This is a genomic window from Alphaproteobacteria bacterium, from assembly GCA_019635875.1.
Lineage (GTDB): Bacteria > Pseudomonadota > Alphaproteobacteria > Reyranellales > Reyranellaceae > JAFAZJ01.
This window is the reverse complement of sequence record JAHBYP010000001.1, coordinates 355,109-367,174: the sequence shown is the minus strand read 5'-3', so window position 1 is coordinate 367,174 and position 12,066 is coordinate 355,109. Positions and strand designations below refer to the sequence as shown.

Below are 12,066 nucleotides of genomic sequence, written 5' to 3'. Positions count from 1 at the left end.
TGCCGATCAATCCGCCGCGGCCGGCACTGATCCCTCCGCCGACTGCTTGTCGGGCGCGCCGGCGATCCAGGGATAGACGAAGCCGGCCAGCGCCGCGCCGATCACCGGCGCCACCCAGAAGAGCCACAGCTGCTGCAATGCCCAGCCCTGCACGAAGATCGCCGGGCCGGTGCTGCGCGCCGGGTTCACCGAGGTGTTGGTGACCGGGATGCTGATCAGGTGGATCAGGGTCAGCCCCAGCCCGATGGCGATCGGCGCGAAGCCGGCCGGCGCGCGCTTGTCTGTGGCGCCCAGGATGATCACCAGGAACATGAAGGTCATGACGATCTCGGCAACCAGCCCGGCCACGAGCGAATACTGGCCCGGTGAATGCTCGGCATAGCCGTTCGAGGCCAGGCCACCGGAGAGATCGAAACCCGCCTTGCCGCTGGCGATCAGGTAGAGCACGCCAGCGCCGGCGACGGCGCCGACGACCTGCGCCACGATGTAGTGCAGCATCTCGCCCGCCGGGAAGCGCCGCGCGACGACGAGGCCGACGGTGACCGCCGGATTGAGATGGCAGCCCGAGATGTGGCCGATGGCATATGCCATGGTCAGCACGGTCAGGCCGAAGGCGATTGATACGCCGGTCAGGCCGATGCCGAAGTGGGGAAACGCCGCCGCCAGCACGGCGCTGCCGCAGCCGCCCAGCACCAGCCAGAACGTGCCGAGACATTCGGCGGCAAGTCGCTTCGAGATAGGCATCATTTCCCCCCCAATGCCGCGTGGACACGTGCAACCGCCTTCTACAGGGGGCGTAACGATCGCGCCAAGCACTAAACCCCCGCGCGATGTTCAGTGGAGAGTCTAAGCCGATGCGAGTGGCTGATAGCCCTTGGGCGCTTCCTGCATCAGCGCCAGAACGTGGCCGTCGGGATCGCGGAAGAACGTCATCCACAGATCGTGATCTTCCATCTTCGCGATGAGATGCGGCTTGTCGTCGAAGCGCACGCCGCGCGCCGCGAGCTCCTTGCAGGCGAGCGCGATATCGGCGACGCGGAAGTACAGCACGCTCTCGCCGGGAGTCTTCGCCGCGGGCGTCTTCTCGATCATCAGCCGCACGCCTGCGCAATCGAAGAAGGTCAGGTCGCCGAAGCGGAACAGCTTCCGCAAGCCCAGCACGCCGCCATAGAAGGCTTCGGCACGATCGACGTCGGCGACGGCGCGGGCAATCTGGCCGATGGGTCCGAGAGCGAGCGGCATGGCGGGCCTCCTGGGAGACCGCAGTCTAGCCTATGAGCCCAGGCCGAGCGCGCGGCCGCCGGCGACGACGGCAACGGCGGCGATCGCGCTCACGAGCTCGTTGCCGGTCATGCGCATGCCCAACAGCGCCACCGCCAGCCCGGCCCATTCCGGCGGGCCGCCGCGCGCCGCGACGGGACCGAGGATGGCGCCGACCAGCGCCACGGGAATCGCACGCAGGCAGGCCTCGAGGCGTGGCGTGACGGCGACATAACGCATCAGGAAGAAGCCGCCGGCGCGGCAGGCATAGGAGGCCAAGCCCAGCAGCAGGATCGCCAGCATGACGTCCGGTCTGAAATCCATGTCCCGCACCCTTCCTCAGGAAGGCCCGACCATCGCAATCGCGCGCACGGGCGCTACGGGCAGTCGCCGATCCGCCTGGCCGTCGTCACCGTCGTCATCTTCATCGCCTGCGAGCCGGTCTGGTCGATCGTGGCCTTCATCTCGAGCTCGGTGGCGCCGAAGCTGCCGGTGATCCGCGCCGTCGTCCTGCCGTCGTCCTGCGGGCAGGTGATGACCACGTCGAACGTCCCGCCGCTCAGCGATTCGCGATCGAAGGTGCACAGCGCGCCGCGCTTCATCATCGCCAGCGGCCCCGCCGAAGCCTCGGCCGGCGTGATGCAACGGCTCAGCACCCTCGGCTTCTTGAGCGACTCGGTCACCTGCGGCGGCGCATTCGGGATATCGGCCGACGTGACCGCGAGCTGGATTTCCCACTTGCCGGGCTGCATCTGAGCCAAAGCCAGGGCCGGACTGAACACGAGCAGAGCCACGGCAAACGGAAGACGCATCGGTGACCTCATGGTGGTTGGCGCGGCATCCTACCATCATCGGCGCAGCCCCGCGGTCAATGCGCCGGCGACGGCACCCGCCAGGACCGACCAGGGCGCGCCCAGCAGACGATCGACGACGGTGGCGCAGACGACGCCGACGACGAACGGCACCAGGTTGCCGCGACTCTCGAGCCAGCCCGCCGCCATGGTGGCGAAGAAGGCGCCGAGCATGAAGTCGATCCCCAGACGGCGCGGATCGCCCAGCGCCTGGCCGAAGCCATGTCCTGCCGCCGTGCCGGCGACCCAGGCCAGCCACATCGCGGCGCCGCTGCCCAGCACGAAGGCCGCGTCGGCGTCGCCCTCGGCGTGACGGCGCAACGCCATGGCGGCGTTGGCGTCGCCCAGCACGAACAGCGAAGGATAGGACTGGCCGGCCGGAAGGCCGCCGAACCACGGCCGCATCGCCGCGCCCAGCAGCAGATAGCGCGAATTCATCGCCAGGGTCGTCAGCACCACGGCAAGCAGCGGCACCGGATCGGCCCAGACCTGCAGGGTCGCCATCTGCGCGCCGCCGGCATAGACCCAGGCGCTGAGCAGCGTCGCCTCACCCAGGCCCAGACCGGTGGCCCTGGCCACGACGCCGAAGGCCATGGCGAACATCACCGTGCCGGGCAGCAGCACGCCAACCGCGAGGGCGCCCTGGCGAAGGCCGTTCAGCGTGAAGGTCAATGGCGCGGCGGTATGCGTCATGCAGGATATATAACTGGCAAAAGGCCATTTAACAGGTTAGATTCTCTTATGACCCCACAACCTTCCTATCGTCAGGTGCCGCCCAGGCTGGTGGGCGGGGCACGTGCCGTCGACTTCGCCAACACCGTGGAGTGGCGCGGCGACCCTGCGGCGCGCGGGGAGCGGCTCACCAGCTATGACGAGTTCCTCATCTGGGCGCAGGCGGCCGGCCTGATCGACGCGGCGGCGCACAGGCGGCTGCTGTCAGACGCCGCGCGTCAGCCGGCGGCCGCGCGCAAGGTATTGCGCGACGCGATCGCCTTGCGCGAGGCGTTGGCGGCGGTGCTGGCGGGCGGCGGCAGGGCTGCCCTGGCGACACTCAATGAGGCGCTGTCGGCGACACGTTTCAGCTACCGAGTCGAGCCGGCCGAAGGCGGCTTGCGCGCCGTGGCCGCGGGCGACGTCGATGCGTTGCGCGCGCCGCTGGCGCAGCTGGTGCACGACATTGTCGAGTTCCTCGCATCGAAGCAGCTGGCGCGCGTCGGCCACTGCGCCGATCACCGCTGCGGCTGGTTCTTCGTCGACACCTCGCGCAATGGCTCGCGGCTGTGGTGCGACATGGCCGCGTGCGGCAACAAGGCCAAAGCGCGCGCCTTCTACGGCCGCCGCCGGCGATCACACAACACCGAGAGTATCGACCGGAAGATTTGAGGCACCTGTCATCCCAAGCGCAGCGCGGGATCCAGGCCGGCGTTAGATCCCGCGCTGCGCTCGGGATGACGGACGGGTCCGATGGCCGGCACGCCGCTCTAGCCCGGCAGCCGGACCTAGGTGTGGCGCTGCTCCTCGTAGACCGACTGCGATGGCGATGCCTCACCTGCCGGCTGGGCCGCGGCGCGACGCAAGAAGGCGGCGATGCCATAGGTGCTGCCGGTTCGCCTCTGGCACTCCCGGCAATGGCACGGCGAGCCCTTGGTCGGCTCGCCCGACGCTCGCTCATCCGCCGTCGCCGCGCAGGGCCTTGATGTTGGCGGCGTAGCGTTGCGGACCGCCGGTGAACACGGCGGTGCCGGCGACCAGCATGTCGGCGCCGGCGGCAACAGCCTTTTTCGCCGTCTCGGGATTGATGCCGCCATCGACCTCGAGATCGATGGCTCGACCTGTGGCGTCGATCATCCGGCGCAAGGTGGCGATCTTGCCGAGTTGGCCGTCGATGAAGCTCTGGCCGCCGAAGCCGGGATTGACGCTCATGACAAGCACCAGATCGATGTCGCCGATCACGTGCTCGACCGCCGCGACAGGTGTCGCCGGGTTCAGCACCACGCCTGCCTTCTTGCCCAGCGACTTGATCAGCTGGATCGAGCGATGCAGATGCGCGCCGGCCTCGGGATGCAGTGAGACGATGTCGGCGCCGGCTTCGACATAGGCCGGAATGTAGGGATCGACCGGCGAGATCATCAGGTGCACATCGAACGGCAACGTCGAATGCTTGCGCAGCGCCTTCACCACCATCGGCCCGATGGTGATGTTGGGCACGAAGTGGCCGTCCATGACGTCGACATGCACGAAGTCCGCGCCCGCGGCGGTGATCGCCTCGACCTCGCGGCCCAGCGCGGCGAAGTCGGCGGACAGGATCGAGGGCGCGATGCGCGTGCGCTGCTGCATGGCGCTGCCCTATCAGGTCGGGCAGCGGCCAGCAAGGCAGCTAGACGAAGTGATGAAAGACGTAGGCGCTCTTGTCGGTGTCCCACGCCCAGGCTTCGCCGAAATGGCCGCCCGGCAGGTCGACGCCGGCGAGCCACGACAGCTCCGGCGCCTGCAGGTCGGCCACGATGGCGCTGCCCCAGAGGCCCGAGTGCGCGTGCGTGGCGATCGCGCCGCCGAACGGTGCCAGCCCGGTCGGACCGCCACTCAGCGCCGAATGACCAAGGTCGACCAGCGGGTCGTGAGCCACAGCCACGACAGACGCCGCCTCGCCCCAGCCGGCGAAGGCCGGGTGATCGGGCAGCAGGTGAACATTCTCGGCATAGCTGCCGCCAATCACCAGGTCGTAGGCCTGGCCGCCCAGCGTCGACAGGCGCGATGCGTCGTGGACGGTGCCGCTCCAGTCGCCGATCTCGTCGTCGCTGAAGAACGGCTCGTCGTGCGGGCGCTCGACCCGCACGAGGTCCGAGGCCGCCATCAGCATGTCGATGGGCAGGCCTTCGTCGTGCAGGGCGAAGAGGTTGGCTTCGGCCGAATCGTCCAGGGTCACGCCATGGTCGAAAGGCCAGATGCTTTCGACGGGAGCGCCATCATGGCCGGCGACCAGCGGCGCCGGCGCGGCGCCCGCTGCGGTATCACTCATATCGTCACCATCACGAGGGGAATGCGGCGACTATGGTTCAGCGAACGTGTTCGCGCAGATCCGCGTCACGTTTTCAGTATGTTCTGTTTATAAGTCGAAAGCCGTGGCCACGATAGGGAAATCAGCGGTCATTCGCGCGAATGAAGTTGCGCACACGCGGCATGATCTGCTCCCGCCACTTGCGGCCATTGAAGATGCCGTAGTGTCCGACGCCCGGCTGCTCGTAGTGCACGTGGCGCTCGGGCGCGATGTTGGGCGTCAGCGCATGCGCCGCCCTGGTCTGGCCGACACCGGAGATGTCGTCGAGCTCGCCCTCGACCGTCATCAGCGCCGGCACGGTGATCTGTGACGGATCGATCGGCCGTCCGCGTGACACCCACACGCCGCGCGGCAACTGGTGTTCCTTGAAGACCACCTGGATGGTCTGCAGATAGAACTCGGCGGTCAGGTCCATCACCGCGAGATATTCGTCGTAGAAGGCGCGGTGGCCCTCCGCCGAATCGCCGTCACCGCGCACCAGATGCTCGAACTGGCGCAGATGGGCGTTGATGTGACGGTCCAGGTTCATGGTGATGAAGCTGGAGAGCTGCAGGAAGCCCGGATAGACGCGGCGCATGACCCCGGGGAAGCCCAGCGGCACGTTCGAGATCACGGCCTGGCGGAACCACATCATCGAGTTTCGCGTCGCCAGATCGTTGGGCACGGTCGGGCTGAGGCGCGTATCGATCGGCCCACCCATCAGCGTAACGCTGCGCGGCTGAAGCGGATCGTCGGCGGCGGCCATCAGCGAGGCCGCGCCCATCACCGGCACCGAAGGCTGGCAGACCGCGATGACATGGGCCGGCGGGCCGATGTAGCGCACGAACTCCTGGACATAGTCGACGTAGTCGTCGAGATCGAAATTGCCCAGCGACAGCGGCACCTCGCGCGCATCGATCCAGTCGGTGATGTGCACGTCGTGCTCCGGCAGCAGGGCCTGCACCGTGCCGCGCAGCAGGGTGGCGAAGTGGCCCGACATCGGCGCGACCACCAGCACCTTGGGATCCTGGCGCGCCGGCAAGCCCGCCAGGTCGCGGCGGAAGCGCACGAGATTGCAGAACGGCTTGCGGACCAGGATCTCCTCGTTGACCGCGACCTCGTGGCCGTCGATCACGGTGCTGGTCAGCGCGAAATCCGGCTCGCCGTAGTCGCGCGTCAGCCTCGAGACGATCTCGGCGCCAGCCGCCATCGACTTGCCGAAACGCGTCTCCGACCACGGATTGTACGGGCTGCTGTAGATCTCCTCGATCCAGTCGGCGGCCATCCGCACCGGCTGCGAGAGCTGCCGGTTCAGGTGATACAATTGGTAAAGCATGCCTGTGCGCTGTCCCCGAGGGTCCGGGACCTTTCCGGTTTACTGCACCGCAATATGAGCGATCCGTCGCCTTTTGACTACAGCAGCGGCTTCAGCGCCGCAGCAATGTCCTCGGCCTTGGCCTGATGGGTAAAGTGCTTCACGAAGCGGAAGTTGCGGTCCATCACATAGAAGATCGAGGAGTGATCGACCAGGTACGGCGCCCCATCCTTGCCCGGAACCTTTTGATAATACACGCGAAACGCCTTGGCGACGGCGGCAATTTGCTCCGGCGTGCCGGTCAGCCCGACCATCGTCGGACCGAACTGGGCGACATATTCTTTCAGGGCTGCCGGCGGGTCGCGTTCGGGATCGACCGTGATGAACAGCAGATTGACCTTGGACGCCGCCTGCGGTCCGAGCTGGTCGACCCCGGTCTGCATCAGGAGCAACGAGGTCGGGCAGACATCGGGGCAATAGGCGAAGCCGAAATAGATGATCGTCGGCTTGCCGCGAAAGTCCTGATCTGTCACACGTTTTCCGGTGTGGTCAGTCAGGGTGAAGGGGCCGCCGATGGCCGGCGCGCTGCCGCCGATATCGACCACGACCCAGGCGATCCCGGCGACGATCGCCAGCACCCAGGCACTCAGAACAAGCTTCACGGATCGCGACATGGGCCGCGACCTTGGCGCTCCGGCGCCGCCTTGGCAAGGTGCGGGGAGGGCTCACTCAAGCGCTTGTGTTCATTGTGGATATGTCATGTCGAATCAACAATCTAAGACAACTTCCTAAGATGCATGCAGATACTTGGCGCTTCTAAAAATGCTCTTAGATCAGGGTCTTACAGCTCTCTTTGACGGTTTTTTCCCGATCTATTAGCTACGCCTGATACGGTACCTGCGTTAGAACATACATGTTCTTGAAGTTCATATTTCATCCCTTGGTCAAAGTCATGTTCGTCAGCGACAACGTCGGCCGGGTTTCCAGTGCGACGCTTCCTACCTCCCACGAAGAGAGCTCGAAGCCGGCAGCCAGCGCTGTTGGTGGCCCCTTCCCCTATACCCCCGTCACCAAGGCGGTGGTTGCCGGCATCGGGTGCTCCGACGTGGACATGACCGAAACCCAGGCGAGCCTGGCGATGCGCAGCGGCGCAGCGCGGCCCATGGCGCCTCACTGAGGGACGAAACCGAGATCATCAGCGCGTACCCGTTCATCATCGAGCATCTGGAGGTCATCGAGTCATCTTTTGCTTCCCCGGCGGGTTTCCCCCAACCAAACCCGCCCGTATCTAGTGTCTGCTAGTTTCTGATTTTTTCTTCCTCATCATCATTCCCCAGACTTCGTCGGCGTTCACCCCCGTGAACGCCGATACTTTTTTGTATAGGCTGCGCCCGCGCCGAGGCACCGGGGAGTGGGCTGATGTTCTATGACGCGCTGAAGCGCGACCACGGCTTCAAGGTCGATCCGCTCAAGTCGCTGATCGTGCCGCGTCCGATCGGCTGGATCTCGACGGTGGATCCCGAGGGCAAGGTCAACCTCGCGCCCTACAGCTTCTACAACGCGATCAGCGAGTTCCCGCCGATGGTCTACTTCGCCATCACCGGCACCTACGGCGACTCGCCCACCAAGCATTCGCGCATGAACGCCGAGCTCACCGGCGAGTTCGTCGTCAACATGGTCAGCGCCAGGCTGAAGGAGAAGATGAACGTCACCACGGCGATGTTCGCCTATGGCGTCGACGAGATGCGCGAGGCCGGCCTGACGCCGGCACCGTGCCGCTACGTCAAGGCGCCGCGCGTCGCCGAATCGCCGATGGCCCTGGAATGCAAGCACTGGAAGACCATCGAGCTGCCGATCGAGCCGGGCCGCGAGGCGAATCCCGGCTCCATGGTGATCGGCCGGGTCGTCGGCGTGCACATCGACGATGCGATCCTCAAGGACGGCCGGGTCGATGTCGCCGCCTTCCAGCCGGTCGCCCGCCTGGGCTACAGCGAGTACACGACAGTCACCGACGTCTGGGGCATGCGCCGGCCTGACAACTGAGCGGCGTCAGAACCGCTTCGCGCCATTGACCGGCACCTTCAGCGAATAGAGCGAGGTCGTCGCCGTGATGTAGAGGTGGTTGCGCCTGGCGCCGCCGAACTCGAGGTTGGCGACGCGCTCGGGCACCTTGATCTTGCCGATCAAGGTGCCGTCGGGCTGGAAACAGTGCACGCCGTCCGCGGCGCTGGTCCAGACGCGGCCGTCGGTGTCGAGCCGCAGACCATCGAAGATGCCCGCGTTGCAGGTCGCGAAGACGCGGCCCTTGGCCAGCTTGCCGCCCTCGCCGACCTCGAACACCCGGATATGGCGCGGACCGTCGGTGGCATGCGTGGCACCGCTGTCGACGATGTAGAGCAGCTTCTCGTCGGGCGAGAAGGCGAGCCCGTTGGGCCGCACGAAATCGTCGGCGGCGATGGCACATGTCGCGGTCGCCGGATCGACGCGATACACATGGCAGGCGCCGATCTCGCTCTCGGCCTTGTTGCCCTCGTAGTCGCTGTCTATGCCGTAGGCCGGATCGGTGAACCAGATCGAGCCGTCCGACTGCACCACGACGTCGTTGGGACTGTTCAGTCGCTTGCCGTCATGGCGATCGGCGATGGCCGTGATCGAGCCATCGTGCTCGGTGCGCGACACGCGGCGATTGCCGTGCTCGCAGCTCACCAGGCGGCCCTGACGATCGACGGTGTTGCCGTTGCTGTTGCCGGCAGGCTGGCGGAAGACGCCGGTAGCGCCCGTCGTCTCGTCCCAGCGCAGCATGCGGTCATTGGGGATGTCGCTCCACACCAGCGAGCGCGAGGCCGGGAAATAGGCCGGGCCTTCGGCCCAGCGGCAGCCTTCGTACAGCTTATCCAGGCGCGCGCTGGTGCGCACGCAGCGCAGGAACGCGCGATCGAGGACCTCGAAATCGGTGTCGGCCATGGCGTCTCTCCCCTGCCCGACTCTTAGCCGAAGCGTCCGGGATCGCAATGTGCCAAGGCCGGCGGCAGCGCCTCGCCATCCAGCAGCCTGGCGATCAGGCGACCGGTGGCAGTCGCGAGCGTCAGGCCGACATGCTGATGGCCATATCCGCAATAGACGTTGACGTGCCGCGGCGCGCGGCCGATCGCCGGCCGGAAGTCGGGCAGCGAGGGACGCTCGCCCATCCAGCGGCTCTTCTCCCGGCCGCCGACGCCGGGAAAGATCGCCTGCAGATGCTTTATCAGCAGATCGGCGCGATGCCACGATTCGGGTCGGTCGGGCGCACCCAGCTCGACCGTGCCGGCGACGCGCAGCCCCTCGCGCATCGGCGTGATGAAGAAGCCGCGTTCCGCCGGCGACACCGGCAGATCGAACCGCACGTTGTCCGGCTCGAGCATCACGTGATAGCCGCGCTCGGCTACCAGCGGCGCCTTGAAGCCGAGATGGCGCGTGAGATCGCCGGAGGCACGACCGGCACAGATCGCCACCGCGTCGACGGCAATCGGCCTGCCGCCCGCGCGCACCGCGGTGACCCGATCGCCCGACACGTCGAAGCCCTCGACATTGGCCTTCTCGATGCGTCCGCCCTCGGCGACGAAACGCTCGGCCAGCGCGGTCACGACGTGATACGGGCTCACCGTGTGCAGGCCGTGCGGGTAGTAGACACCCTTGACGATGTGCGGCGCCAGGCCCGGCGCCAGCTCGCGCGCACCATCACCGTCGATGATCTCCATCACCGTGCCCTTGGCCGCCTGCAGCGCGCGCTCCTGCGCGCCGCCGTCGAAGCCGGCCATGGTCTCGTAGACATAAAGCGCGCCTTTGGACTTGAAGAGCTCGCCCAGGCCCGAGGCCTGGATCTCGGCCTTCCAGGCGACATTGGCCTCGGCCATCAGCGCGCCGAAGGAGTCGACGCCCTTGGTCACCTCCGACGCACTCGAGGCGGCGCGGCCGAAGCGCAGCATCCAGGGAATCAGCCAGAAGAGGCTCGGCAGGTGCACCGTGAGCGGCCCGTCACGATCCAGCAGCATGCGCGGCACACGCTTGAGCACCGATGGCCGCGCCAGCGGCAGCACGTGGTCGATGGCGATGAAGCCGGCATTGCCGAACGACGTCTTGCGACCGGGATCCTCGCCGTCGAGCACCACCACCTGACGGCCGCTGCGCTGGATGGCGCGGGCTGTGGCCATGCCGACGACCCCCGCACCGATGACAGCGACGGTCATGTCGATGTCGTCCTGAGCGAAGCGAAGGACCTTGCGGTATCGCGGTCGCACGTCGGCATCGTGTTCTTCTTCATCACCGCAAGGTCCTTCGCTCCGCTCAGGACGACGCCGGAGACTACGCCTGGGCGCCGACGATGCCGCTCTTCTTCAGCTCGGCGATTTCCCCGGCCGAGAAGCCGGACTGCTCCAGCACCTCCTCGGTGTTGCTGCCGCGCTTGGGCGCCGGCTTCGGCGTCGCCTCCACCGTGCGGCTGAAGCGCGGCGCCGGCGCCGGCTGGTCGAAGCCGCCGACATCGACGTAGGCGTTGCGCGCCTTGGCGGCGGGATGATGCGGCGCCTCGCTCATGGTCAGCACCGGCGCGAAGCACACGTCGCTGCCTTCCATGATCTGGCACCACTCGTCGCGCGTCCTGGTCCTGAACACATCCTCGAGCTTCTGCTTCATCATCGGCCATTGCGCGCGATCGTGCTGCGCCGGCAGGTTCTGGCCCGAGAGGCCGGCCTTCTCGACCAGCAGGGCGTAGAACTGCGGCTCGATCGAGCCGATCGAAACGTACTTGCCGTCCTTGGTCTCGTAGGTGTCGTAGAAATGCGCGCCGCCGTCGAGCATGTTGGCCTCGCGCTCCTTGTCGTTCCACAGCCCGGCGCCGACCATGCCGTAGAGCGCGCCCAGCAGCAGGGCCGCGCCGTCGACCATGGCGGCGTCGACGACCTGGCCCTTGCCCGATTTCTGCGCCTCGAGCAGGCCGCAGACCATGCCGTAGGCCATCAGCATGCCGCCGCCGCCGAAATCGCCGACGAGGTTCAGCGGCGGCACCGGCTTCTGGCCCTTGCGACCGATGGCGTGCAGCGCGCCAGTGAGCGCGATGTAGTTCTGGTCGTGACCGGCCGCCTTGGCCAGCGGGCCCGACTGGCCCCAGCCTGTCATGCGGCCGTAAACGATCTTCGGATTGGCCTTCAGGCAGGCATCGGGGCCGACGCCCAGGCGCTCGGCGACGCCGGGACGGAACGGCTCCATGATGCCGTCGGCGCTCTTGCACAGGCGCAGCACGACCTCGGCGCCCTCCGGCTTCTGCAGGTCGACCGAGACCGAGCGGCGGCTGCGGCCATGCACGTTGAACTTGGGATCGGCGAAGCGATCCATGACGTGCGTCTTGGTGCGGTCGATGCGCACGATGTCGGCGCCCATGTCGCCCATCATCATGGCGGCCATCGGCGCCGGGCCGATGCCCGCGAGCTCGATGATGCGATAGCCGGTGAGCGGTCCGGACATGCTGTTCCTCCTGTGCTTCGTGCACGGATGGTAGCCGATCCGCCGGGCCGGGGAAGCCTTGCTGCCGCCGCAATTCGCATCGCGGCCAGCGACGCCGCGCCACT

At 66.9% G+C, this 12,066-nt stretch carries 16 protein-coding genes; 3 read left to right on the top strand and 13 right to left on the bottom strand.

Features of this window, described 5'->3' with window-relative positions; translation table 11 throughout:
* Positions 1-6: 6 nt before the first annotated feature.
* From aqpZ to KF889_01830, 5 genes are all read right to left on the bottom strand, one after another.
* The gene (gene aqpZ, locus KF889_01850; GenBank protein MBX3498159.1) at positions 7-744 is read right to left on the bottom strand and encodes an aquaporin Z; all 738 of its coding nucleotides are present in this window, start codon (positions 742-744) and stop codon (positions 7-9) included.
* Positions 745-846: 102 nt separating this feature from the next.
* A complete protein-coding gene (locus KF889_01845; GenBank protein ID MBX3498158.1) occupies positions 847-1,242 on the bottom strand; it encodes a VOC family protein in 396 nt (131 codons plus the stop codon).
* Between the two features lie 30 nt (positions 1,243-1,272).
* On the bottom strand, positions 1,273-1,584 hold the full coding sequence (locus KF889_01840) for an AzlD domain-containing protein (protein MBX3498157.1): 312 nt from the start codon (positions 1,582-1,584) through the stop codon (positions 1,273-1,275).
* A gap of 53 nt (positions 1,585-1,637) precedes the next feature.
* Positions 1,638-2,072, bottom strand: a complete 435-nt coding sequence (locus tag KF889_01835; protein MBX3498156.1) for a DUF3617 domain-containing protein — start codon at positions 2,070-2,072, stop codon at positions 1,638-1,640.
* Positions 2,073-2,108: 36 nt separating this feature from the next.
* Positions 2,109-2,804, bottom strand: a complete 696-nt coding sequence (locus KF889_01830) for an AzlC family ABC transporter permease (protein ID MBX3498155.1) — start codon at positions 2,802-2,804, stop codon at positions 2,109-2,111.
* Between the two features lie 48 nt (positions 2,805-2,852).
* Between KF889_01830 and KF889_01825 the strand changes: the two genes are divergently transcribed.
* A complete protein-coding gene (locus tag KF889_01825) occupies positions 2,853-3,494 on the top strand; it encodes a CGNR zinc finger domain-containing protein (protein MBX3498154.1) in 642 nt (213 codons plus the stop codon).
* A gap of 116 nt (positions 3,495-3,610) precedes the next feature.
* Here KF889_01825 and KF889_01820 read toward each other — a convergent pair whose 3' ends face one another.
* The 5 genes from KF889_01820 to KF889_01800 all read right to left on the bottom strand — a co-directional run bounded on the left by KF889_01820 (position 3,611) and on the right by KF889_01800 (position 7,137).
* Positions 3,611-3,883 (bottom strand): GFA family protein, encoded by a 273-nt coding sequence (locus KF889_01820; GenBank protein ID MBX3498153.1) that lies wholly within the window; start codon positions 3,881-3,883, stop codon positions 3,611-3,613.
* On the bottom strand, positions 3,780-4,448 hold the full coding sequence (locus KF889_01815) for a ribulose-phosphate 3-epimerase (GenBank protein MBX3498152.1): 669 nt from the start codon (positions 4,446-4,448) through the stop codon (positions 3,780-3,782). The genes KF889_01820 and KF889_01815 overlap by 104 nt, the downstream gene beginning before the upstream one ends.
* A gap of 40 nt (positions 4,449-4,488) precedes the next feature.
* Positions 4,489-5,130 carry a hypothetical protein gene (locus KF889_01810; protein MBX3498151.1) on the bottom strand — a complete coding sequence of 214 codons (642 nt, stop codon included), beginning with the start codon at positions 5,128-5,130 and terminating at the stop codon, positions 4,489-4,491.
* 121 nt (positions 5,131-5,251) lie between these two features.
* A complete protein-coding gene (locus tag KF889_01805; protein MBX3498150.1) occupies positions 5,252-6,484 on the bottom strand; it encodes a polyhydroxyalkanoate depolymerase in 1,233 nt (410 codons plus the stop codon).
* A gap of 77 nt (positions 6,485-6,561) precedes the next feature.
* Positions 6,562-7,137, bottom strand: coding sequence for an SCO family protein (locus tag KF889_01800; GenBank protein MBX3498149.1), 576 nt, complete (start codon positions 7,135-7,137; stop codon positions 6,562-6,564).
* 239 nt (positions 7,138-7,376) lie between these two features.
* Between KF889_01800 and KF889_01795 the strand changes: the two genes are divergently transcribed.
* The gene (locus tag KF889_01795; GenBank protein MBX3498148.1) at positions 7,377-7,640 is read left to right on the top strand and encodes a hypothetical protein; all 264 of its coding nucleotides are present in this window, start codon (positions 7,377-7,379) and stop codon (positions 7,638-7,640) included.
* A gap of 242 nt (positions 7,641-7,882) precedes the next feature.
* A complete protein-coding gene (locus KF889_01790) occupies positions 7,883-8,506 on the top strand; it encodes a flavin reductase family protein (GenBank protein ID MBX3498147.1) in 624 nt (207 codons plus the stop codon).
* Positions 8,507-8,512: 6 nt separating this feature from the next.
* Here KF889_01790 and KF889_01785 read toward each other — a convergent pair whose 3' ends face one another.
* From KF889_01785 to KF889_01775, 3 genes are all read right to left on the bottom strand, one after another.
* Complete coding sequence (locus KF889_01785; GenBank protein ID MBX3498146.1) at positions 8,513-9,427, bottom strand: SMP-30/gluconolactonase/LRE family protein; 915 nt, start codon at positions 9,425-9,427, stop codon at positions 8,513-8,515.
* Between the two features lie 23 nt (positions 9,428-9,450).
* Positions 9,451-10,689 (bottom strand): FAD-dependent oxidoreductase, encoded by a 1,239-nt coding sequence (locus KF889_01780; GenBank protein ID MBX3498145.1) that lies wholly within the window; start codon positions 10,687-10,689, stop codon positions 9,451-9,453.
* Positions 10,690-10,804: 115 nt separating this feature from the next.
* Positions 10,805-11,962, bottom strand: a complete 1,158-nt coding sequence (locus KF889_01775) for a CoA transferase (protein MBX3498144.1) — start codon at positions 11,960-11,962, stop codon at positions 10,805-10,807.
* Between the last annotated feature and the right edge of the window lie 104 nt (positions 11,963-12,066).